The organism is Coriobacteriaceae bacterium, from assembly GCA_025992705.1.
Classification (GTDB): Bacteria; Actinomycetota; Coriobacteriia; order Coriobacteriales; family QAMH01; genus QAMH01.
Genome location: DAJPGJ010000001.1, coordinates 1,577,027 through 1,601,214, shown reverse-complemented (window position 1 = coordinate 1,601,214; position 24,188 = coordinate 1,577,027). Strand labels below are relative to the sequence as shown.

General features: G+C 63.2%; 15 protein-coding genes, 1 pseudogene and 1 riboswitch. Of the genes and pseudogenes, 4 read left to right on the top strand and 12 right to left on the bottom strand.

Going from position 1 to position 24,188, the window contains the following annotated elements; translation table 11 throughout:
- Positions 1 to 73 precede the first annotated feature (73 nt).
- The 9 genes and pseudogenes from OIM11_07225 to OIM11_07185 all read right to left on the bottom strand — a co-directional run bounded on the left by OIM11_07225 (position 74) and on the right by OIM11_07185 (position 10,943).
- Positions 74 to 775 (bottom strand): ECF transporter S component, encoded by a 702-nt coding sequence (locus tag OIM11_07225; protein ID HJJ00917.1) that lies wholly within the window; start codon positions 773 to 775, stop codon positions 74 to 76.
- Positions 776 to 813: 38 nt separating this feature from the next.
- Positions 814 to 2,538 carry an ATP-binding cassette domain-containing protein gene (locus tag OIM11_07220; protein HJJ00916.1) on the bottom strand — a complete coding sequence of 575 codons (1,725 nt, stop codon included), beginning with the start codon at positions 2,536 to 2,538 and terminating at the stop codon, positions 814 to 816.
- Positions 2,511 to 3,419 (bottom strand): energy-coupling factor transporter transmembrane protein EcfT, encoded by a 909-nt coding sequence (locus OIM11_07215; GenBank protein HJJ00915.1) that lies wholly within the window; start codon positions 3,417 to 3,419, stop codon positions 2,511 to 2,513. The genes OIM11_07220 and OIM11_07215 overlap by 28 nt, the downstream gene beginning before the upstream one ends.
- Before the next feature lie 9 nt (positions 3,420 to 3,428).
- Positions 3,429 to 3,878 (bottom strand): DUF4430 domain-containing protein, encoded by a 450-nt coding sequence (locus tag OIM11_07210; protein ID HJJ00914.1) that lies wholly within the window; start codon positions 3,876 to 3,878, stop codon positions 3,429 to 3,431.
- Positions 3,871 to 4,006: riboswitch (adenosylcobalamin-variant (AdoCbl-variant) riboswitch) on the bottom strand. Its footprint overlaps the gene before it by 8 nt.
- Positions 4,007 to 4,272: 266 nt before the next feature.
- Entirely contained in the window at positions 4,273 to 4,443 is a 171-nt protein-coding gene (locus OIM11_07205; protein ID HJJ00913.1) for an iron hydrogenase small subunit, read from the bottom strand.
- Positions 4,444 to 4,482: 39 nt separating this feature from the next.
- A pseudogene (locus OIM11_07200) lies at positions 4,483 to 6,138 on the bottom strand (2Fe-2S iron-sulfur cluster-binding protein).
- The gene (locus tag OIM11_07195) at positions 6,132 to 7,997 is read right to left on the bottom strand and encodes an NAD(P)-binding protein (GenBank protein HJJ00912.1); all 1,866 of its coding nucleotides are present in this window, start codon (positions 7,995 to 7,997) and stop codon (positions 6,132 to 6,134) included. Before OIM11_07195 ends, OIM11_07200 begins: the two are co-directional and overlap by 7 nt.
- 470 nt (positions 7,998 to 8,467) lie before the next feature.
- Positions 8,468 to 9,904, bottom strand: coding sequence for an ATP-binding cassette domain-containing protein (locus OIM11_07190; GenBank protein HJJ00911.1), 1,437 nt, complete (start codon positions 9,902 to 9,904; stop codon positions 8,468 to 8,470).
- 10 nt (positions 9,905 to 9,914) lie between these two features.
- On the bottom strand, positions 9,915 to 10,943 hold the full coding sequence (locus tag OIM11_07185) for an ABC transporter substrate-binding protein (protein ID HJJ00910.1): 1,029 nt from the start codon (positions 10,941 to 10,943) through the stop codon (positions 9,915 to 9,917).
- Between the two features lie 312 nt (positions 10,944 to 11,255).
- On the opposite strand from OIM11_07185, the gene OIM11_07180 reads away from it, so the two are divergent.
- A complete protein-coding gene (locus tag OIM11_07180) occupies positions 11,256 to 12,140 on the top strand; it encodes a helix-turn-helix domain-containing protein (GenBank protein HJJ00909.1) in 885 nt (294 codons plus the stop codon).
- Between the two features lie 161 nt (positions 12,141 to 12,301).
- Positions 12,302 to 16,237: an acyl-CoA dehydratase activase-related protein gene (locus OIM11_07175; protein ID HJJ00908.1), complete on the top strand. Its 3,936-nt coding sequence runs from the start codon at positions 12,302 to 12,304 to the stop codon at positions 16,235 to 16,237.
- Between the two features lie 223 nt (positions 16,238 to 16,460).
- Here OIM11_07175 and OIM11_07170 read toward each other — a convergent pair whose 3' ends face one another.
- From OIM11_07170 to OIM11_07160, 3 genes are all read right to left on the bottom strand, one after another.
- The gene (locus OIM11_07170; GenBank protein ID HJJ00907.1) at positions 16,461 to 17,906 is read right to left on the bottom strand and encodes a glutamate decarboxylase; all 1,446 of its coding nucleotides are present in this window, start codon (positions 17,904 to 17,906) and stop codon (positions 16,461 to 16,463) included.
- A 100-nt stretch (positions 17,907 to 18,006) separates the two neighbouring features.
- A complete protein-coding gene (locus OIM11_07165; GenBank protein ID HJJ00906.1) occupies positions 18,007 to 19,617 on the bottom strand; it encodes an amino acid permease in 1,611 nt (536 codons plus the stop codon).
- A gap of 420 nt (positions 19,618 to 20,037) precedes the next feature.
- Positions 20,038 to 20,580: a DUF2148 domain-containing protein gene (locus tag OIM11_07160; GenBank protein HJJ00905.1), complete on the bottom strand. Its 543-nt coding sequence runs from the start codon at positions 20,578 to 20,580 to the stop codon at positions 20,038 to 20,040.
- Positions 20,581 to 20,716: 136 nt separating this feature from the next.
- On the opposite strand from OIM11_07160, the gene guaA reads away from it, so the two are divergent.
- Positions 20,717 to 22,393, top strand: coding sequence for a glutamine-hydrolyzing GMP synthase (gene guaA / locus OIM11_07155; protein HJJ00904.1), 1,677 nt, complete (start codon positions 20,717 to 20,719; stop codon positions 22,391 to 22,393).
- Positions 22,394 to 22,736: 343 nt separating this feature from the next.
- Positions 22,737 to 24,107: an SEC-C metal-binding domain-containing protein gene (locus tag OIM11_07150; GenBank protein HJJ00903.1), complete on the top strand. Its 1,371-nt coding sequence runs from the start codon at positions 22,737 to 22,739 to the stop codon at positions 24,105 to 24,107.
- Positions 24,108 to 24,188: the final 81 nt, after the last annotated feature.

Sequence of the window (24,188 nt, the reverse complement as noted above, 5' to 3'; positions counted from 1 at the left end):
TTTGCGCGTTTCGTAGTGGGGATTCTCCAATTTCAGTACCCAGGTATGAGCACCTGAACGGCGAGTATGAGGCTCAGCGCACGAGCATACCGTACTTGCGTTGCACGCGGGTGAGCTTGTCGAGCAGGGGGTTTGCCACGAGCAACAGCGTGACGAATGTCGCGGCCGCCTGGATGCAGTTCATCGGGAAGCCGGCGAGATAGACGGCGATGATGGCTTCGGGCGTGATGCGCGAGAGCATGAAGAAAAGTGAGCTCGTGTCGAGGATGGGCCCCGCGACGAGCACGACGAAGACGGCGCCGCTTGCGGCCACCCCCACGCGGGCCCGCACGCTCAGCTTCTCGCGGCGTATCAGGCCGCGTTGGGCGAGCGCTCCGAAGACGAGGCCGCAGAGCCCGAAGGCGAGCATCTGCCAGGGCGTCCAGGGGCCTTGACCGAAGATGAAGTTGCTCGTGAGCGCCGCAAGCGAACCGACCAGAAAGCCTGATGACGGCCCGAAGGCGATACCCGCGATCATGATGATGGCCGCCATTGGCTTGAAGCCCGGCAGCCAGATGAAGGCCGCGCGTGCCGCCACCGCCAGGGCACACATGACCGCGAGCATGACGAGCTCGCGCGCCTGGGGGCGCCGCGCCTCGAAGATCGCGAAGAAGGGGACGATGGTGCAAAGCACCACGATGACGCTCGCGATTACGTACGCCTTGCCGCCTACGAGCGCGCTGATAACGACGCTCGCGACTGCGCACGCAAGCGACAGGGTCCATGCGAGGGCCATGCGCCGACGGGCAGCTGCTTGCCTATTTCGCTTCCCGTTTAGCTCAGACACAGCTCGATCACGTCCTCGTCCGTGATGGCGCCGGCAAACACGCTGCGGCTCATGCGATTGGCAGCCGTCGTGTAAAACCCGCTGTCCGAGAAGAGACGGCGCGGGGTTGCCGTGGTCACGACGCTGCCGTCGAAAAGCAGGCCGACGAAGTCCGCATAACGCGCGCAGAACTCGATGTCGTGCGAGACCATGATGATGGAGACATCGCGCTCGGTTAGGCGATGCAGCAATACGGCGAGCTCGTGCTTGAAGAAGGCGTCGATGCCCTTGGTCGGCTCGTCGAGCAGGAGCAGACGCGGCTCGGTCAGGAGCACCTTGGCGAGTGCCACGCGTTGCTGCTCGCCGCCGGACAGATCGCGGGGGTGTGCATCGAGTAGCCTTTCGATGCCGCAATCGTGCGCCATGGCCGCGCAGCGCCGTGCGTTTTCGCTCGCATCAAGCCCCTGAGCTGCGAGCATCTCGGCGAGCTCCTCGTGCACGCTGTTCTTCGAGAAGAGGTTGGCCGGGTCCTGGGGCAGCATGGCGACGCCCTCCCGGAGCCGCCCGGTGCCTTTGTCCGACCCTCGCTTGTGGCCGAGCACGCGCATCTTGCCGCGATAGGGACGCTGTACGCCGCAAAGGCACCTGAGCAGTGTCGACTTGCCGCTGCCGTTGCCGCCCACGAGCGCGAAGAGCGTGGCTTGCGGCACGCGCAGGTCCAGGCCGCGCAGTACGTCGGGTGCCTGTCGCTCGTAACGAAACCACAGGTCGCGGAGTTCCACGACGGGTTTGCGCGCGTCCATGTCGTCGTTGCTGTCGGGGATGTTCACGCGTGCGGGCGGTTTGGCGAGCACGCGTTCGACAAGCCACGTGCGTCCCTCGCGTACCGTGAGCGGGCATCGGGTGGGACAAGGGGACAGGTCATTTGTCCCACTGGATTCCAGTGGGACAAATGACCTGTCCCCTTGTCCCACCCCATAGAACACGCGCACTGGCGAAGGCAACGCACGCGTCATGTCATCGTCCGTCGCGTATAGGCGGGCCGCCACTTCGCGCGGCGTGCCATAAGCCATCATGCGCCCCTCGTCGAGAACGAGCGCGCGGTCGGCCTGCGCGAAGACATCCTCGAGGCGATGTTCGCTGATGATGACGGTCACGCCGAGCTCGCGATTGAGTCGACGCAGCGTGTCGAGGAAGCTCGCCGTCGCGATGGGGTCGAGCTGGCTTGTCGGCTCGTCGCAGACGAGCACGTCAGGCTGCATGGCCATCACGCCGGCCAGGTTGAGGAGTTGCTTCTGCCCGCCGGAGAGCTCGGAGACGTCGCGGTCGAACCAGTCGGATATGCCGAAGTAGCTTGCCATCTCCGCCACGCGCAGGCGGAGCACCGGCGAAGGGCAACCGATGCTTTCCAGTCCGAAGGCGAGCTCGTGCCATACCTTGTCGGTCACGATCTGCGCATCCGGGTCCTGCATGACGAAGCCGATGCGCCGGGCCTGGGTCTCAAGCGGCACCTCGTCCAGGGAAACGCCATCGAGCAAGATGGCGCCCGAACGCTGTCCGAAGGGGGCGAGCACGCTCTTGAGCTGGCGCAGGAACGTCGTCTTGCCGCAACCGCTCTTGCCGCAGACGCAGAGGTACTCGCCGCGCTCGACCTCGAGGCTAAGCTCGTCGAGTGCGGGCACCGTGGCATCGGGATAGCTGAAGCTCAGATGTTCGAGAGCGAAGAGCGCCATGCAATCGCCTCCTTCGCATCGATGGCAGATGGCACGAGCACGAGCACCGTACACGCCACGAGCGCGCCGATGCCAAGCGGCGAGAGCGTGGGGATGTCGATGGCGGGCACGTAGCTCACGGCAAGCGCGCCGCTCGCGAGGGCGATGCAGGTGACGATAACGCACGCGACCATGAGGGCGAGCAACAGCGCATCGCGCATGCGGAAGCGGCATTGCAGGTAGCGCCCCGGAGTCGATGAGTCGCCGCTAGTCCGCGCGCCGTAACCGCGCGAACGCATCGAGTCGGCCGTGGTCACGGCACCCTCGAGCGCCCAGCTCGTGAGCGCCGAGAGCAGCGAAGCCCCATCCCGCGCACGTTCGCGTACGCTGCCCTGCGTCATCGACAGGCCGACGCAGCGCCGCGCTGTCGAAATCTGTCGGGCCTTGCGTCCGTAACTCGGCACGAGGCGTAGCGTCATCGTCAGCACGAGCGTGAGCGCTGGTGCCCGGCGGCCAAAGAGGTACGTGAACTTGTCCGTGCTCATCACCTGCGCATAGCAGGCAAACCACAGCATGACGCTCACGAACATGGTCGCGGTCGACGCACCGTAGGCGAGCGCCTCGAGCGTGTAGGGGCGTGCGCCCAGGTACGTGAAGAGCGCGGTGTCGCCAAGCGTGTTGAAGAGGGGGTTGATCGTGGCAAGCACGACGAGCGCCAATGCCATCGCCGCAAGCAGGCGCCAGGCATCGCGCCCGCGCAGACACAGGTAGTAGAGCACCGCACCCATGAGGCCCGCCGCTTGCACGACGGGTTGCTGCACGAGCACGCACAACACGATGACGCCCACGAAGAAGGTGAGCGTCACCGCAGGATGATGTGTCGAGAAGGCATCGGGGCGCATGCGCGTGCGCTACATCGTGATGAAGGAGAACTCCACGGTATCACCGGCTGCCACGGGACAGACGTCGACGGCTTCCATGACCTGCTCGCCGTTGACCGTGTAGACCCAACCCGAATTGCCCTCGGCCGCGATGCCGTTGATGGCGGTGATGTACGTGCCGTACTGGCTGTTCTCGGTGGCGACTTCGGCATCGGTTGCCTCGAGCACGGCAAGCGCCGTCGCATCGGCTGCCGGTATCTGGACGGTGTAGCTCGTGGTGTTTCCGTCGGCATCCGTAATCGTCGCCTTGGTCTCGATGAGCTCACCGGGCTGGTCAGCCTGTTGGCTCGCCGCCGCGGCGGCGGAGGAGCCTTGCGTGCTCGCCGCGCTCGACGATGCCGGGGCATTCGAGCCACAACCGGCAAGTGCCAGCGAGGCGAAGAGCGCGCAGGCGGCAATGCATGCAAAAAGACGTTTCATGATAGACCTCTTTCATCCAGGGCTTTCGGTCATGGCTCGGTAGTCCGACTTCGGCCGCACGCATGCGGCGCCTTACGGTTACTGGTATAGCGCGGGATTTGCACCCGCATTCCCCGAGGCCTCTACGAGGCACCGCCTATCGGAGGCGGCCCGTAAGCCAATTCGCTGTATATTGTACCCGCCGACGCGTCATCGCGCCCCTGCCATGCGCACTTTTCGCGAAAGTCTAGGATTCGCGGGAGCTCCGAGCGCATATATGACGGAAGTCTAGGATTCCCGTGCTCAAATCCTAGACTTCCGTGGTTTTTGCGCGTGCGGCTCGTCCGTGGCGTATTCGCATCCTAGACTTCCGCGGTTTTTGCGCGCGCAATCGTAATTTGAGAGCTCCGAGCCTCTACAGCGTCCACTGCTCCTGGTCGGTGTGGAGCAGATCGTGGGCCAGATGCGAGAGCGGCTCGCCCAGGAACTCCTCGTAGCACGTGGCCACGTTGGGGTTCTCGTGGCTAAAGCGCGTCGGACGCGTGCGGTCCAGTGCGTAGAGCGTCCGGCCGCGCTCGCCTGCCATCTCGCGTGCCTCGTGGATGGGCTGTCCGCCTCCGCCGGCGCATCCGCCCGGGCACGCCATGACCTCGACGAAGTCGTACTCGACCTCGCCGGCATCGATGGCCGCCAAGAGCTTCTCGGCATTCGCCAGGCCGCTTGCCACCGCGATGCGCACCTCGCTGCCGCCAAGGTCGAAGGTCTTCTCCTTCCAACCGTCCAGGCCACGCACCTCGGTGAAGGCATCGGGGTCGGGGTTGGTTCCGTTGACGAGATAGTAGGCGCTGCGCAGCGCGGCTTCCATGACGCCGCCGGTTGCGCCGAAGATCACGGCGGCACCGGAACCCTCGTTCATCGGGTCGTCGAAGGACGTCTCGTCAAGCGCGGCGATGTTGACGTGCATGAGGCGGATGAGCCTGCCGAGCTCGCGCACGGTGAGCACCGCGTCGACGTCGGGTTCGGTCTCGCGCACCATCTCCTCGACGGCGGCCTCGTACTTCTTGGCCACGCACGGCATGCACGACACGTTGAAGATGCGCGTGCCCATCGGCGCCGACGTCGCGAAGCCCGTCTCGCCGGCTGCCGCCACGGATGCGTCGTCATTGGCGCCGGTGCCGACGGGGTTGGTGTCCACGCCGATGCCCAGGCCCGCACCCTCGCGTACGCCTTCGAGCACGTGGGTGCCCTCCTTGGGCGGCACCATGCCGAGCTTGGGACCGACGTACTCCTTGAGCAGCGCGCCGAACATCTGCTGCGGCGACTTGGCGCTCGAGAGATGGGCGAGCTTGTCGGGATGCTTGATCTTGAGGTAGCGCACCCAGCCCGGGCAGCATGACGTGAACATGGGCATGGTGCCCTGGCCATCCAGGCGCTCGAGCAGCTCGCTGCCCTCCTCCATGATCGTCATGTCGGCGCCGAAGTTCGTGTCGAAGACGTAGTCGAAGCCGAGCGCGCGGAAGGTGGCCGCCAGGCGTCCCTCGGTCGCGAGCTCTGCTGGCAGGTCGAGCGTCTCGCCCCACGACGTGCGCACCGCCGGGGCGACCTGCACCGCGCATACCACGTCCGGGTCGGCGAGCGCCTCGAGCACGGCATCGATGTCGTCGCGGGCACGCAGCGCACCGGTGGGGCAGTGGGTGATGCACTGGCCGCAGAGCGTGCAACCGGCCTCCTCGATGGGCAGTCCGTCGCGCACGCCCACGTCCAGGCGCGTCGCGCGGTTCTTGATGTCCCATACGTCGCAGCCCTGCACCTTGTGGCACACCTGCACGCAGCGCAGGCAGCGCACGCACTTCGAGCTGTCGCGGATGAGCGGGAAGCTCTTGTCCCAGGGCGTGAAGGTCGGTTCCTTCTCGTAGGGGACGTCGAGGATGTTGAGGTCCTGCGCGAGGTCCTGCAGCACGCAGTTGCCGTTGCGCACGCAGGTCGCGCATTGCACGTCATGCTGGGAAAGCAACAACGAGACGTTGACGCGGCGTGCCTCGAGCACGCGCGGGGTGTCGGTGCGGATGACCATGCCCTCCTCGAGCGCGGTGTTGCAGGCGGGCACGAGGCGCTCGATGCCCTCGACCTCGACGACGCACACGCGGCACGCGCCGATGTCGCTTATGCCCTCGAGCCCGCAGAGCGTGGGCACGTAGTTGCCCGAGGCGAAGACCGCCTCGATGATCTTGGAACCTTCCGGGAGCGCGACGGGCGTTCCGTTGACCGTTACGTTTACCATGAGAACTCCCTCCCTCCACGAAACGCGCCTAGGCCGAACTTGTCGCAGCGCAGGCAGCGGTTGGACTCTTGGGCAGCTTCCTGGTCGGTGAGGCCGCGTTCCATCATCGCGAAGTCGCGGCGGCGTGCCTCGGCGCTTCGCTCGGTCGTGTTGGAGCGGCCGCAGGGCATGCGGTCGGTGGCACGGGCGTCGGGAACCTCCACGTCGGTTTCGATGACGTGGTCGTAGCCGAGGAACTCGTCGATGTTGCGCGCGGCGGCCTTGCCGGCGGCGATGGCGCGGATGACCGTTGCCGGACCGCTCTCGCAGTCGCCTCCGCAGAACACGCCTTCCATGCCCTCGACCTGGCCGAACGGACTGGTCACGACCTTGCCCCATTCGACCGGCAGCTCCTCGCTTCCCAGCTCGGACGCGCCGACGGCCTGGCCCACGGCCATGAGCACGCGGTCGCATTCGATCGTCTGGGGCGGTTTGTCGGCCTTGATGGGCTTGGGGCGTCCGCGGTCGAACTGCCCGATGATCTGGGGCTGGACCTCGAGGCCCGTGACGCAGCCATCCTTCTCGATGACGCGTAGCGGAGCGGCGAGTTCCATGATCTCGCAGCCTTCGGCGATGGCGCCGTCGATCTCCTCGCGCTGCGCCGTCATGTCCTCGATGCGCCGGCGGTAGACCACGGTGACGGACTCGGCGCCCAGGCGTAGCGAGGTGCGGGCCACGTCCATGGCCACGTTGCCGCCACCCACGACGACGATGCGCTGGCCGGCGAAGTCGTGCATGAAGCCGTCGCCAATGGCACGCAGCATCTCGACGGCCGAGAGCACGCCCTCGGCGTTTTCGCCCTCGATGCCGAGCGTCTTCTCGTTATGCGCTCCGATGGCGATGTAGACGGCGTCGAAGTCGCGGCGCAGCTCGCCCAGGGTCACGTCGTTGGGAACGGTCGTGCCCATGTGCAGCTCGATGCCCTGCGAGACGATCCAGTCGACCTCGCGCTCGAGCTCGGGACGCGGGAAGCGATAGGCGGGAATGCCGTAGCGCATCATGCCGCCCAGATGCTCGCGCTGCTCGAACACGACGGGGGAGTGCCCCATGAGCGCGAGGTAGTACGCGGCGGTGAGGCCGGCCGGGCCGCCGCCGATGACGGCGACGCGCTTGCCGGTGGCGGGGTAGTGGAAGGGCTTCGAGGGCTCGGCGGGTGTGCCGTCGGAGTCGAGTTCGAACATTTCGGACGCGTTATCCACCGCATAGCGCTTGAGGGCGCGGATGTTGATGGCGTCGTCCACCACGCCGCGTCTGCATGCGAGCTCGCAGGGATGCTCGCAGATGAGGCCGCAGGCAAGCGGGAATGGGTTGTCCTTGCGGATGAGGCGCACGGCGTCGTCGTAGCGGCCCGCGTGGACCAGGGCGACGTAGCCGGGAATGTCGACGTGCGCGGGGCATGCCGCGCGGCAGGGCACGGCGTTGCGCGCGCCGGCCGTGCAACGACCCTGCGTGGCGTGGGAGACGAAGTCGTCGCGGAAGCCCTTCACGGCCCGCAGCACCATGGCACCGGCCTCGTAGCCGATGGCGCAGTCGGCACTCAGGTAGGCGCTACGTGCGGTGCGTTCGAGCACGTCGATGTCGCGCTCGTTCGCGCGCCCGTCGAGGATGGCCTCCACGAGGTTGCGCATCTGGGCAAGTCCCACGCGGCAGGGGACGCACTTGCCGCAAGATTGCGAGGCGGATAGGCTGACGAACGCGTCCGTGAGCTCGACGGGGCAGGTGCCCACCGATCCGGACTGCGCCCTGCGCGCGATCGTGTCGCACACATCCTCCATGACGGCATGCGCTGCCGTCGGGCGTTCGATTTCCATTAGCGTCATAAGGCTCTTCCTCCCGGAGCTATAGACAAGTGCGTAAATGCTAGCGTACGAATGTAACGATTACGTTAACAATGCAGATGGGATTAGGCACATACGCAACGCGCACTCAATCTAACGTAAACAGTGTGCATGGTCATCATGCCCCGAGGATGAAAAGCGAGGCAGCAACTCAGAGTCACCACCTCATTGGCATCTCGCCGCGTTTTGCTGTCATGTGACCGCAGGACTTGGCACCGGACGGCCACGGGGACACAATTTTGGGCAGCTATCACCTGCCGTGCCACGTTTTGCGGTTGGGTGGCTGCGCGCCCCGGCGTTGCGCCGCGTTTTGCTGTCATGTGACCGCAGGACTTGGCACCGGGCAGCCACGAGGGCGCAGTTTTGGGCATTCATCGCCTGTTGCGCCACGTTTTGCGGGCTGATGGCTACGCGCGTCGGTTTGAATCCCTGGCGCGACGGCCCTCTCGCGCCTACAGCCTCACGATGTCGCAGCCCAGTGCCCGTGCGTCCTTCTCGTCGTGCGTGGCGATGATGAGGGTGCGGCCATCCAGCTCATCGTCGATAACCCGCGTGCAGCGTTCCTTCGTCGCCTCGTCAAGTCCGGCGAAGGGCTCGTCGAGGATGACGAGCGAGCTGGGATGGGCCAGGGCGCGGGCGAGCTCGGCGCGACGGCGCATGCCGCCCGAAAGCGCGCGTGACGGCTTGGCCAGCGCCTCCTCGTCGAGCATCGTGCGGCATAGATGCGCGCCGCGGCGTATCTCGGAGACGTCCTTTGCCACGAGCGCGATGTTCTCGAGGGCCGAGGCCCAGGGTAGCAGCGTGCAGTCCTGCAGCACCGTAGCCATGGCCGGTGTCTGCCCGTCATCATGGGCGATGGCGCCCGCGCTGGGTCGCTTGATGCCGGCCACCATGGACAGCAGGGTGGTTTTGCCGGCACCGGATGGCGCCATCACGCACAGGCGCGCGCCGGCGGCCATGGTCAGGTCCTCGTAGTCCAGACACAGGGGAGTACTGCCCTCGGTGTCGTAGACGCATGCGAGCCCCTCGATGCGCAGGCCCGTCGGCGCCGTGGCCACCGGCGCATCGGCGCCCTTTGCGGCCATGGCCGTGCGCACCCGTGCGGTCAGCCAACGTCTCGGCAGTTTCACGATCGCGTCCACGAGCTTGACCAGGAGCTTTTCGGACAGCCAGCTCAGCACGATGACCGTCGCCGTCCAGGCGATGATCGAGGCGCTGTCCAACGAGATCTTCGCCAGGTACACGCCCTCGCCAATCGAGATGCCCGGCAGGCCGATGAGCTCGGCAGCCACGCCGGACTTCCAGGCCAGACCTGCGGCCGTTGCCGTCGCGGCTCGTACGGAGGTGCCGAAGGCGACGAGTTCCACGCACAGCGCCCGCCGCATGGCCGGTACGCCAAAGACGTCCAGGACCTTGTCGACCTCGCTGTCACGGGAAAGCGACGCCTCCATGACCGCATGGTAGAACTGCGGAAAGACGACGAGTCCGACCACGATGGCGGTGGTCACGTGCGATCCCGCCGCGACGAGCAGCAGCGCGATGACGCAGACGACCGGTGCGCTCTTGACGACGAGGATGGCGGGTTTGAGGAAGATGCGCAGGCCGGGGAGCTTCGCGGCCAGGTATCCCAGGACGCAGCCGGCGACGAAGGCGATGCCGTAGCCAATCGCGATGCGCGCGATCGAGGAGGCGACCGCCTGCCAGAAGCTCGCGGTGAGCACGAGCTGACCCCATGTCTGCGCGGTCTCGACCGGGCCGCTGAGCAGCCAGGGATTGCCGAGGGCGGCCGCGATGAGCTGCCAGATGACGAGCCAGGCGATGACGGCCAGAGCCCTCTTCGCGAAGGCGGCGGGGGAGCGTCGATTGCGCGTCTGGTGGTCGTTGCCCACGGGAAGCCCGCTAGCCTATGTAGTAGAAGCCGTCGTCGGGGAGTTCGCCGCCGATGGAGGAGGGCTCGGCCTCGTAGAGCGCCTGCAAGTAGCCCGAGAGGTCCTCCTTCATCTGCTCGTGGAGTATGCAGACGATGTTGCAGCGCGGTACGGCCGCATCAGCGATAGACGCGTTGCCTAATATTCCGAAATCCACGAGCGTCTGGGCGATGGAGGAGGGGTTCGCGAGTCCCGCTTGCACCGAGGCGCCCCACGCGTCCATGAAGCGGGCGAGGCTCTCGGGATCGTTGTCGATGAGCTCGCTTCTCGCCACGGTAACGCCCGTGACGAAGCGACCATGCTCCTCCTTGCCCGCGGAGGACTCATCCCACAGCGCGGTCATGTCGAGTACGCGGACAAGATCGGCATCCTTGGCAAGCGAGGCGGTCGCGAAGGGTTCGGGCACGATGGCGACGGTCGTGTGGTCGGCGTTGAGACGGGCGAGCGCCTCGGAAGGCTCGGAGACGTACTCGAGCGCGACGCGATCGGAGAGCCCGGACTTGTCCAGCAGATACTCAACGGTATAGCCCGGAACCGAGCCCTTGCCGGTGAGGTAGACCGTGCGTCCGGCGAGGTTGTCGAGGTTCTGGACGGCGCCATCGTAGGAGATGCCGTAGAGCACGCCGAGCGTGTTGATGCCGATGACGCGGATGTCACCGTTGGTCTGCTTGTAGAGCCTGGCGGCGAGATTGGCGGGCACGCAGGCGATGTCGAATTCGCCAGTCGCCACGCGTGGGACGAGCTCATCGGCCGTGGCCGCGACCGTGAATTCGTAAGCCGGTTTCTTGCCGTCATCGGCCAAGGCGTCTTGCTCCTGCATGAGATGGGCCATGCCGATGGCCGTCGGGCCCTTCATGGCCGCCACCGTGAGGGGGGCTCCGCCTTCGCCGTTGGCGCCGTTACTCGGCGTGCCTCCCGATGCGCAAGCGCCGAGGCCGACCACACAGCAACCCAGGGCCAACGTGACCAGCGTCGTGACGATGATTCGCCGTGCCTTCATGATGAACGTCCCTTCCATCGCGAGCGTATTGGCCGTGATTCTAACACGGGTGCCCCGCGGCTTTTGTAAACGTCGTGTGACAAATGTGCACACATCTCTCCTGTCATTTCGAGCGAAGCAGCCGAAGGCTGCGCAGTCGAGAAATCTCTCTCCTCGCCCTTCGCGTAGCACGCACGCATTTCCCCGCTCAGACGCATGCGCGCAACCGATAATTGCGCGAAGTTCCAACTAGAATCGCTGGCGCAACCAGCTGCTCTCCCGTAACTTCCCCAACAGACATGGCTTATCATGCTTGCAGGAGAAAGGACGCACATGGATGTAGATATCGCGAAGCGGCTGGCGGACCGGCGTCGTGCGGCGGGCCTCACGCAGGAGGAGCTTGCCGAGAAGCTCGGCGTCTCGCGGCAGGCCGTCTCCAAGTGGGAGTGCTCGGAGTCTTCGCCCGACACGGACAACCTCATATCCCTGGCGCGCCTCTACGACGTCTCGCTCGACGATCTGCTGTATACGGACGTGGAACGCAACGACGCTGATACGGCTTGCGGAGAGGATGCGGAAGAGGACGCTGTCGGTGAGCCCGGTTTCGATGCGGGTGCTGGCGAAGACGACGCCGATGGTGACGCCGCCGCCGAAGACGACGCCACGTCTCGCAAGGGCGACGGCACGACCCATATAGGCTTCGATGGCATCCATGTCGAGGACGGCAAGGACTACGTCCACATCAACTGGCGCGATGGTGTGAACGTCGTCGATGGCAAGAAGGGTGACCACGTGCACGTGGGCTGGGATGGCGTCCACATCAACGACCGCGAGTTCGACAACCTGGCCGATGCGAACGCGTACATGGGCACGGGCAAGAAGGGGTCGTTGTTTCTGCGCGCGTGGAACCGATTTCCGTTTCCGCTGGTGGTGCTCATCGCATATATATTAGTTGGGCTCGTGTACGACGCATGGGGCTATGGTCTGTTCCTGATCGCCGCCATTCCCGTCTACTATGCGCTCGGCGGCCTTTTCGGTGCCAAGCACATCGCGGCGTTCTTCTGCACGCTCTACGTGGTCGGCGCGATTTGCTGGTTCTGCTACATGGCGTTCGTCTGCGGGCAGCCGCATCCCGCGTGGGTGGTGTTCCTGACGATTCCCCTCGTGGGCTGGCTTTGCGGAGCGCTCTCGCATTGGTGGAGGAAGCGCCGTAAATAAGACAAAAGTGCCCCGGCGACTTTTGTCTGGTTGCTCCAAGGCAACGGCTCGGCATCGGGCTGCATTTTCGCCCTCACACCTTATTTCCCGCCTCGTATAATAATGAGACAAATCCCGCCGGGCTGGATTTGTCTCATTCATTCGTCGCCCCGAGGTCGCCCATGACGTATCGCATCGGCATCGACGCCGGTTCCAAGACGCTCAAGCTCGTCGTGCTCGATGAGTCGGGCGCCGTCGTCTACGACACCTACATGCGCCATCGCGCCAACATCGCGCGCACGCTGGGCGAGGCAATTCACGACTTCAACTGGCGCCACGGCCCCGTCGACGCGTCGATCGCCATGACCGGATCGGCCGCAATCGAGGTCGCGCGCGTCCTCGGCATTCCCTTCGTACAGGAGGTCGTCGCCACGACCCATGCCGTGCGCGGCCTCGAGCCAGACGCCGATGTCGTCATCGAGCTCGGCGGTGAGGACGCGAAGATCATCTACCTCGACGAGCGCCCCGAGCAGCGCATGAACGCGACGTGCGCGGGTGGAACCGGCGGATTCATCGACACCATCGCCTACATGCTCGACATGCGCAGCAGCCAGATGAGCCAGCTGGCCTTTGGCGCGAGCCGCAGCTATCCGATCGCCTCGCGCTGTGCCGTGTTCGCGCAGACCGACGTGCGCCCGCTGCTCAACGCCGGCGCGAGCAAGGCCGACATCGCCGCGAGCGTTTTCGACGCCGTCGTGCGCCAGACGCTGTCGGGGCTGGCCTGCGGGCGCCCCATCCGCGGCAACGTCGTCTTCCTGGGCGGTCCGCTCGAGCACATGCCGTATCTCGTCCACGCGTTCCGTCGGACGCTCGGGCTTTCGGCGCATGAGGGCGTCAAGCCCAAGAACGCGCACCTGTTCACCGTCACGGGCGCAGCGCTGCTCTCGGATGACACGCGTTCGCTGGGGTGTGCTCCCGTCGTCATGAACACGTCAGAGCTCGAGCGGCGCATCGCCGACATGGGCGAGCTCAAGAGCGACCTCGCATTTCTGCCGCCGCTGTTCGAGGACGCCGACGAACTCGCGGCGTTTCGCGCGCGGCATGCGCAAGCCGAGTTCGAGCGTCAGGGCATTTACGAAGCGACGGGCCCCTTGTTCCTCGGCATCGATGCGGGTTCGACGACCCTCAAGCTCGTCGCGCTCAACGCCGACGCGCAGATCGTCTACAGCGTCTACGAGCCCATTCGCGGTGACCTTATCGAGACGCTGCGCGAGGCGCTCGACGAGCTGTATCGCAAGATCGAGCCGCCTTCGTACCTGCCCCATGCCAAGTCGAGCACGTGGATTGCCCGCGCATGCGCGACCGGTTACGGCGAGGAGCTGCTGCGCGCCGCATTCGGGGTCGACATGGGGGTGGTCGAGACGGCCGCGCACCTTCGCTCGGCGCGGCACCTATGCGATGACCTCGACTTCCTGCTCGACATAGGCGGACAGGACATGAAGGCACTGTGGGTGCGACACGGCATGGTGACCGATGCGGCGCTCAACGAGGCGTGCTCGAGCGGATGCGGCGCGTTCATCGAGGGCACGGCCGCCGCGCTCAAGACGACGCCGTGGCAGTTTGCCGATGATGCCCTGCTCGCGCGCCATCCCATCGACCTGGGCACCAAGTGTACGGTCTTCATGAACTCGCGGGTCAAGCACGCGCAGAAAACCGGTGCGCCGATCGAGGACATCGCCGCCGGCGTCGCGTACTCCGTCGTCAAGAACGCCCTGCATCGCATCATCGGTGACGATCGCATCCCGCAGCCCGGGCAGCGCGTGGTCGTCCAGGGCGGAACCTTCCGCTCGGACGCCGTGCTGCGTGCCTTCGAGCTGCTGTGCGGCGTCGAGGCCGTGCGCCCCGCGCAGGCGCACCTCATGGGAGCGATTGGCTGCGCGCTTTTCGCGCTCGACGCGGTGGGTGCGGATACGACGGCGAAAAGCGGTCTCATCAGCCTCGACGAGCTTCGGTGTCTCGAGATTCGTCGCGAGAAGGTCGCGTGCACGGGTTGCGCGAACGCATGCGAGCTGTCGATTGTGAGCTTCGATGCCGAGAGGACGCGTTGCTTCGTCAGCGACAACAAGTGCGAACGCGGCCTCGACGAGCCGCGGCGCCGATGGGGAGAGGCGAACGAGGTGGCTCCCCCTGTCCCAGTCCCACCTCCCAACGTCATTGCCGACGAGCAGCGCCTGATCGCGTCGTTTGGCGACATTGAGCAGCGGGGGAGTCGCGGTTCGCGGCGCATCGGCCTCATGGACTCGATGGCGCTCTACGCGTACCGACCCTTCTGGCGCACGTTGCTCGTCGAGCTCGGCTTCAGCGTCATGCTGCCCCGACCCGGTTGCGAGGCCGACCGCATGAGCGAGGCGTGGGAGACGGTGCCTTCCGAGAGCGCGTGCTATCCGGCCAAGACGTCGCACGTGCGCTACTTCAGCCTGTGCGAGGGCGGCTGCGATGCCGTCTTCATGCCGCGCTTCACGCGCAACTACCATTGCCCGGTCCAGACCGGATACGCCAGCGCGCTTGCCGCCAACGTCGGGACGGCCCGAAGCGGTGCCGGTCTCGCGCCCATCGTGTCGCCCGAGCTCGCCAACTACCGTCCCGCGCGATTCGTTCGCGACGAGGCCTCGATGGAGCGGCTGTTCGACGCCATGAACGAGCTCGCCGGCGACGAGGTGCCCGCCATCACGCGTGGCGAGTTCGACCGGGCGTTTTCCATGGCGATGCAGCGCCAGGAGGAGGTCAACGCCGAGCTCGCGGAGCGGTCCGAGGGTGCCCTGCGCTGGCTTGCCGAGGATCCGTCGCGTCACGGCATCGTGCTCGCCGGACGTCCGTATCACATGGACGAGGCGCTACTGCACGGCATTGACCGCGAGCTCGCCCGGTTGGGGTTTGCGGTGCTGGGCGTGGCGGGTCTCGCGGCGGCCGACCCATCACGTGCGAAGGCGCACCTCGATGGCGCGTATCCATGGGTGCCTGCCAAGCGGCTCGTCGGGATCGCGCGCTTCGTCGCCGGCCATCCGCAGCTCGACGCCGTGTTTCTGCAGTCGTTTGGCTGCGGGTTCGAGGCGGTGTCGGTCGAGGAGGCAGCTGACGTGCTCGACGCGGCGGGCAAGCCGTGCACGACGCTCAAGGTCGACGACATCAGCGATCTCGCGCATATCCGCATCCGCCTGCGCACGCTTGCCGCGGCCATCGCCATGCGAGGAACCGCCGAAGCGGACGAAGCGGCACCCCCTGTCATTTCGAGCGAAGCTGCCGAAGGCAGCGGAGTCGAGAAATCTCCGCCCCGAGATCTCTCCGTTGCGCGGCCAGGCGGCCGCTCCGGTCGAGATGACAGCGGGGCCGGCTCATCCGCTTCGCTGCTCGCCGATCTCGCCAAACGACCTCTCGATGCCAACGACCTTGAGTGCGCGCGGCGTAGCTGCGTGAAGGACGTGTGCTTCACCGCCAACGCGATGGCGGCGCGCGTCATCCGCATGCTGCGCGACGATTCCGGTATCACGCGCGTCGAGCTTCCGCAGGTCTGCGAGACCTGCCTGACCGATGCCGTGCCCCGTATCGTCGAGCGCGCCTGCGGTCGCACGCCCGAGTACGTCTGGGTGCCATGGGACACTGTCATTTCGAGCGGAGCCGCCGAAGGCATGGCTCCCTCTGTCATTTCGAGCGAAGCCGCCGAAGGCGGCGCAGTCGAGAAATCTCACTCGAATCCTCGCCCCCGCATCGGCATCGTCGGCAACCCGCTCATCGTGTTCGAGCCCTTCATGAACGATTGCATCGTCGAGGTGCTCGATTCGCTCGGATGCGAGCCCGTCATGCCCGACCCCGCGCTTCTCGAGGGCGATGACGTGCGCTACCTCGACCAACTCGCCGCATTCGCCGAGCAGGGCATCCACGACGTCATCTACCTTCTGAGCTTTGGCTGCCTCAAGGGGCACGTGAGCGCCCGCGGGGCCCTGCGTGAGCTGCACGAGCGCTTTGCCAACATGCGCATCACGGTCATTGACTACGATCCCGAGTCCTCGGCGCTCAACCGCGAGAACCGCATCCGCCTCGCCGTCGACGCCGCCCGCTGAGACAGTTACTCAGAGACGTTGTCTCATTTGCTGCAGTTACCGGCAGCAAGCGGGACAAATGACCTGTCCACTTGTCCCACATTTGTCCCGCATAAACCAGTACCGGCCCTCCATCGAAATGGAGAGCCGGTACCGTGCCGTTGCCCTGCTTTGCGGCTTAAGCGGGGCGTGAGTAGGGGGAGGAAAGTAAAACTATATCGTTTCCCTTCCGAGGGCCGTCCGTTTACCTGCCGCTGTGGTCGAACGACTTCTTGGGGGCGATATTGGTATCGGCCGATCCGATCACCTTCGCGTTGTCGAGGTTCTTAATCTCTGCCTTCATGTCCTTGATGAACTTGTCGGCCATGGTCATCGAGAGGTCCGCGCGAGCCACGATGCGCTGGCACGTGACGTCCTGCATGTTCTCGGGCAGCGGGTAAGCCGGAATCTGCCAGCCATGCATGCGCAGACGGTCGTCCAGGTCGTACAGCGTCCACTTCTTGCCGGCCTTGGGGTCAAGGCTCCAGCACAGGATGGGGACCTCGGAGGCCTCCTCGTACATGACGAAGATGCCGATCTTCTTGATCTCGTCGACCAGGTGACGTGCCACGTCCAGGGTGCGCTTCTGGATCTCCTTGTAGCCCTCGAAGCCATTGCGCATGAAGACGTAGTACTGGCCGATGATCTGCGATGCCGAGCGGCTGAAGTTGATGGCCATGGTGGCCTCCTCGCCGCCGAGGTAGCTGACCCAGAAGATCAGGTCCTCGGGCAAGGCCTCCTTCGAACGCCACATGACCCAGCCGATGCCCGGGTAGACCAGGCCGTACTTATGGCCGGAGGTCGAGATGGACCAGACGTTGGGAAGGCGGAAGTCCCACTCGAGCTCGGGCTCGATGAACGGGGCGACCATGGCGCCGGACGCGCCGTCGACGTGGATGCGGACAGGCACCTTGGCCGTCTTGTTGTACTCGGTCAGAGCGGCGTCGATGCCCTTGACGTCATCGTAGCAGCCGGTGTAGGTGATGCCGAGCAGGGCGACGACGCAGATGGTGTGGTCATCGACGAAGGGCATGCACGACTCCGGGGTCATGTACAGGTGCTCGGCGTCCATGGGGACCAGACGCATCTCGATGTCCCAGTAGCGGCAGAACTTCTCCCAGCAGATCTGGTAGCCGGAGGTGATGACCAGGTTGGGGCGATGATCGCTGTAGATGTCGATGCCAGCCTTCTTGGCCAGGGCCTTCCAGCGGAACAGAGCGGCCAGGCCACCCAGCATGCAGGCCTCGGACGAGCCGACGGTCGAGGTGCCCATGGGCTGCTCGTCCTGATCGGCGTGCCACAGGTCCTGGATGATCTTCACGCAGCGGTTCTCGAGGTCGGCCGTCATCGGGTATTCGTCCTTGTCAATGGCGTTCTTCTCGAGCGTGTCCTTCATCAGCTCCGCAGCCTCGGGCTCCATGTAGGTCTGGACGAAGGTGCAGAGGTTCTGGTGGGCGTTACCCTCGGTGCCGATGTACTCGCGAATCATCTCGCTTGCGATACGCGGTTCGATGGGCATCTTGTTGAGCTTGGTCTCGGGCATCTCGACGTCCGAGGCATAGCTGCCGAAGATCGGGGACGTGTATGAGGTCTGGGCGTCCATCTCTGCCAGTTCCTCGGTCGAAACGAGGTCGATGTCTTTAACAGTCATGATAATCTCCTCCTAATCACTATCCGAATCGCTTCGGATTTGGTACCTACGTTGAACGAACTTACGTGCCTTTACGTGCTTGGTATGGTTCGTCGACACATCACTCCTTCTGGGGCGTGTCCGCGGGGGCCGCGTCTTGCGTGCCGGCAGCGGGCGAGGGGACGGAGTGCTTGCCGACGGGAGCCGGCGCGTCTGCGGCCGTTGCCGTGGCCGCTGCGGTCTTCTTGCTCGCAATCGTGGGCGGCTTGTGGTCGACGCCACCGTTCCAGTGCTTGCGCAGGCCGTAGATGACGAACGGGATCGCCACCGAGATGACCCAGCAGATCAGCAGGGTGATGACGTACACGGTGCCGGACGACGCATTGAGCTGGCTCGGCGGGAAGAACGACACGACCAGCGCGAAGACTGTGAGTATGAGACCGAGGCCGGCGACGATGCACTTGCCCGCGGTGCCGCCGAAGATCTGGAACACGCGAGTGTGGTCCTTGCCCTTGAACACCAGCTTGAAGTAGGCGAGGAAGAACAGGACGTAGCCCACGAGGTAGATGACGACGGTCAGGCCGACTGCCGTGAGGTACGAAATCGACGAGCCCGAGCCACCCGCCAGTGCCATGGACCCGCAGAGCACCGCGTCCCAGATGGTGACGATGACGCCCTGGACCACGACGGTCTTGACGGAGACGCCGTGCTTGTTGGTCTTGGCGAAGCTACGCGGGATGATGCCCTCGTTCGCGGTCTCGAGCAGCGCGCGCGACGGGCCGACGATCCAGGAAGAGATCTCGGCAAGGACGCCTGCGGCCAGCAGGAACGCGATCACGTACACGAGCCATCCGCAGTGGAAGTGCGCGTCGAATATGTTGGCGAACGCCACGACGACGCCGGTGGAGAGGTTGGCGTCGAGCTGCGCCTCGGTCATGGTCATGGCAACCGCGAGACCACCCAGCGTGTCGAGCACGATGGTGAGGATGCAGAGCACGATCATGACCATCGGGTAGATCTTGCCGGGGTTCTTCAGCTCGTTCACGTGCGAGGCGGAAGCCTCGACGCCCGCGAAGGCGAGGATGAACGATGCGAAGATGACCAGCGTGCTCACCTTCGTGAAGTCGGGGACGATGCCGCCCGCGTCAAAGTGCAGCTGTGAGACGCCGCCCGTGGCCAGGTACGCGACCAGGCCGATCAGAAGGACGACGGCGGGAATCAGCACGCCGCCGAAGAAGCCGATCTTGGCTATGCGGGCGGTGAGCTTGGTGCCGCCGAGCTGCGTGAGCGTGAGCACCCATACGATAATCGCCACGCCGATGAACATGACGAGCGGATTATTGTAGAGCGCGTCCCATCCCACGATGTACGAAATCGCGGCCAGGACGAAAAACGCCATGGTTACGAAGCCGACCGTGATCTGGAACCATTGGTAGAACAGGGCCGCGAAACCCCAGCGCTTGCCGAGGGTGTTGCCGACCCAGGCATAGATGCCACCGTCTTCCCATCCTTTGACAGTCGCCATCTCGGCGGCGACCAGTGCGACCGGGAGGAACCAGAAGATACCACCCAGTATGAGGAAGAAGATCAGATGCAGACCAGATGATGCGAAGTTGGGGTACGCATACACGGTCATGACCATCGATGCCGTCATGGCGAAGAAGCCACCGAATCCGAGCATCTTTGCCGCTTGCTTGCCGGATGCCGCCGGTGCCGTCTTTTCTTCACTCATTTTCCTCACCCCTTTCCTTATAGAACTCTCATCCGTTTTCGGGTTCGAAAACAACCATCGAATGAAGCTCTGTCAGCGCGAGATGGAGGAGTCGAGCAGTCTTCCATTTCCTGACATTTTGTCATTCATGGTTAGAATCTTGCCGCACACCGATTGTATCACTAAAAATTTGAAAAATAAGTTGACAGATAGAAATTATTACTGTCTCGAAGAATTAATTTTGTGGAAAACTTGATATCCGCAGGTCAAGCGCTTGATTTCGCGAAAAAGAGAGGTCGTTTTTGCGAGAATTCGGCCCTTTTTATTTCAAATTGTGAATAAAATTATTCTCTCTGCAGGTCAAAATTGTAGAATTTGTGGATAACTCCCATTGACAGCAGACAAAAGTCGCCGGGGCACTTTTGTCACGTTTTCGTGGTCCTATGCCTGCGGGCGGGTGCTCGGGCGGTCGAAGAAGGGGCTCTTCGAGCCGATGGAGATGGGAATCGCGTAGACTTGGCCGACGCCTTCGCCCAGCAGCCCCAGGCGCTCGGCGGCAAGGCCGGCCGAGAAGAGCACGCGGTTGTCGACGCGCATGTCGGCGGCGCGCGATACGGCCGACCCGATGGCGATGCCCACGTCGATGCAGTTGACCGCGCAGGGGATTGCCTGCGGTTTTTCCGCGCAGGTGGCGTAGCCGCAATGTCCGCAGTCAAGGCCCATGAGCTGCGGACGCGTGCCGATGAGCACGACGGCTTGGGCTTGGCGGACGTTGTCCGCGTCGCGCAGGAAGAACTTGTGGCCGCGCTCCTCGGCGATGGCCTCCATCTCACAGGCGAGCTCCTCGGCGTGCTCGGCGGTGACGACGGCGCATTCGAGGATGTCGACGCCCTTGCCCTTGGGGGCCGTGCGTGCTGCGACCAGCATCTTTCTGGCGATGTCGAGGGCCTGCTCGTCGCGCAGGTCGCGTTCGGATTCAAGCATGGGGGTTCCTTTCGCCGCGGGTGAAATGCGCGGGACCATCGTAGCATGGGTGACGTGGGGGTGGGCCGACCGACGGCGCAGTCGCGACATTTCATGCGCGCGAAACATGGTGACGGCGGGGGAGGGTGTAGAATCCATGCGATACATTCGACATCTTCGAGGAGGCACCGTGGCGACGTCCGCAACCCCACAGCAATTGGTCATCGTGTTGGATTTTGGAGCGCAGTACGGGCAGCTCATTGCCCGGCGCGTTCGTGACCTGGGGGTTTACTCCGAAATCGTACCCTGCGACATCACGGCCGACGAGGTGCGCGAGCTGGCGCCGTCGGCGATCATCCTGTCGGGCGGTCCGGCAAGCGTGTACGCCGAGGACGCGCCCAGCGTGGACGCGGCCATCTTCGAGCTGGGGATTCCCGTGCTCGGCTTCTGCTACGGGCAGCAGGCCATGGCCGTGGCGCTCGGCGGCGCGGTGGGACACACCGACAAGGGCGAGTACGGCCCGGCCAAGATCACGCGCGCGGGTTCCGATTCGCGGTTGCTCGCGGACACGCCGCACGAGCAGACCGTGTGGATGAGCCACCGCGATGCCGTGACCGAGGTGCCCGACGGCTTCGTCATCACCTCGCATACTGACATCTGCCCGGTTGCGTCCATGGAGGATGCCGAGCGCGGGCTGTACGCGACGCAGTTCCATCCCGAGGTGCGCCACACGCCTCACGGCAACCAGATGCTCGCCAACTTCCTCTTCGACATCTGCGGGCTCGAGAAGAGCTGGACGATGGACTCGATCATCGAGGATTCGGTCGCGGCGATTCGCGAGCAGGTGGGGGACAGCCGCGTGATCCTGGGGCTTTCCGGCGGCGTGGACTCGAGCGTCGTGGCGGCGCTCGTCTCGAAGGCCATCGGTGACCAGGTGACCTGCGTGTTCGTGAACCACGGGCTACTGCGCAAGGACGAGCCCGAGCAGGTCGAGGAGGTCTTCACCAAGCAGTTCGACGTCGACTTCGTGCACGTGCACGCCGAGGACCGTTACGCGCAGCTGCTGGCCGGCGTGACCGACCCGGAGCAGAAGCGTCGCATCATCGGCGAGCAGTTCTGGAAGGAGTTCTTCGCCGTGGCCGAGGAACTGGCCGAGGACGACCGCCCGGTGCGCTTTTTGGCGCAGGGCACGATCTATCCCGACATCATCGAGAGCGGCGCGCGCAAGACTGGCGGCAAGGCCTCGACCATCAAGAGCCACCATAACCTGATTCCGTTCCCGGACGGTGTGAGCTTCGAGCTCATCGAGCCACTCGATCACTTCTTCAAGGACGAGGTGCGCGCGCTGGGTACGGCGCTCGGGCTGCCCGACCACATCGTGCAGCGCCAGCCGTTCCCGGGGCCGGGCTTGGCGATCCGCATCATCGGCGACGTGACGCCCGAGAAGCTCGCAATGCTCAAGGAGGCCGACGCGATCGTGCGCGAGGAGCTCGACGCGTACAACGCGATGATCGCCGAGGAGAGCGGCGAGCCAAATGGCGAGGTCGAGCGCGGATGCGCCGGCGGGCCCGTCATCGAGCGGGCCGTGTGGCAGTACTTCGCGGTGCTGCCCGACATACGCAGCGTCGGCGTGATGGGCGACGAGCGCACCTACGCGCGCCCGATCATCCTGCGCGCGGTGGAGAGTAGCGACGCGATGACGGCGGACTGGGCCAAGCTGCCCTACGACGTGCTCGGGCGGATCAGCAGCCGCATCGTGGCCGAGGTCCCGGGGATCAACCGCGTGGTCTACGACATCACGTCCAAGCCGCCGAGTACCGTGGAGTGGGAATAGCGCAGATGCTTGTTAGTTAATATCCGCTTATTGGATACTTTGTGGGCGAAGATAACAACTCTCGAAACGATTCAATCACTTTTTTCAAGGAATAGCGAAGGCGCTGGCTGCTTTGATAATTTGTGCTGGAAGTGCTGTAGTAATTGGTATGCTTTATCTCTGTATAGCCTATGCATGTCCAGCATTTGCGGAATCTTCTCTTGCTTTTCAATCTAGATGTAGCATTTTTTGTCCTAGATTTGTGTGAGAGCATCCATATACCCGTTCCTTTTGGTGTACGAATTTGAGGACGGAAAGATGCTTGCTCTAATGCCATCCAAAATATTTCGTATTGGAGGTATTTATGAAAGAGGTCAGTCCGAATGAAAAGTGCCCTTGCGGTAGAGGAAAGAAATATAAAAAATGTTGCAAGAAGAAAGGCATTAACTGGTTTAGAGACGATGATGGTTCGTTTGTATCAAAGTATGAAGCTTTGATACCTGAAGAACACCTCGAAGCTTTTCATCGTTCTCGTGACAAATTCTGCAAGCTGTTCGGTAGAGAACCTGGATCAGATGACTTGATTAGCTTTGATGCAGAGCGCCATAGCAATAGCTACTACAAAGCCTTGATGCCACCGCTACGAGAAAGCGGCATGTCAGAGAGTTGGATATATGCAATGTATCGTACAGAGGGTCTCATGCCGTGTGCAATGAACGAAAGATATTTGACCCAGTACGATCTAGACGCATTTTCTGCATATATGGAAGAGTATGATGAAATAGTTGACGAAGCCGCTCGTTTGAGGACCGGAGATTGCGGGGAAGGACTGAATGTAAGTATTCCTGCGCTTGTTCTAATGGGAAACGAAATCATTGACGAGCGGATAAGCAATGTCGCGTCTTCTTTGACAAGCGGACTAAATTATTTTTTGAACTACCAAAATAAAGACAGAGGCGATATCGAGGCGCCACCTTATTCGCTCGCAGAGTATGTGCCTTTTATGGCAATTCGGGCTGTTAAAACGATTAACTCAATCTCGAAGTTGCGTGAGATTGCCGAACCCGCATCGATCTATGCGTTGGGAAGGAGCCTATTCGAAAGCTACATAAGTATGAGATCTATCAACTGTGACGAAGATTTCTTCACAAGCAAGATCCTGCCCTCTCTATCATTTGCTGAATATGGGTTTGAGATAAAAGATGGCGTGATTAATTACAAAAAGCTCAGGATTGACTCGCTATTTGGCTCTGATGCCCCTAAGCGCAATAGGAAGGACGAGCTGAAGATCGGTGCTGAGTGCGAGAGGAATGGAACCTGCGCAGACAAGGAATTAAGAGGTCTTTTCTACAGATATGCATGCCAATTCGTGCATATTGATGCATTGACTGCACGCTCTTTCTTCTATGAGCCGGATTTGTATGCGGAATTTGACGAAAGCTCTGTGGCGACTATCTGTTCTTTGTCGATGGCAACAATTCTTTTAGAGGAAATTGCAAATTTGCCAATTACCCCTAATCAGCAAAAATCCGATCTTCTATTTTTAGTCGGAAACTTAGCAAGTGATCTATGTGATTGCTTTATGGTTCTCACCCTGGACGGAGAGCAGTCTGATGAAATGTATCAGGTATTCCTTCGAAGACTTTTGGAGGTCGAAACTAACACTTGGGGATGCAAGGAGGATTACCTTTCGATAGATAAGAAGGATGCGTCTGGAATGGAGTGGTCGAACTAAATTGCATGGCAGGTGCTTCAGAGAGGGGCATAATGACTACGTTATGTCCTATGTTTCAATCTTTGACGAGTTTCTCGGTAT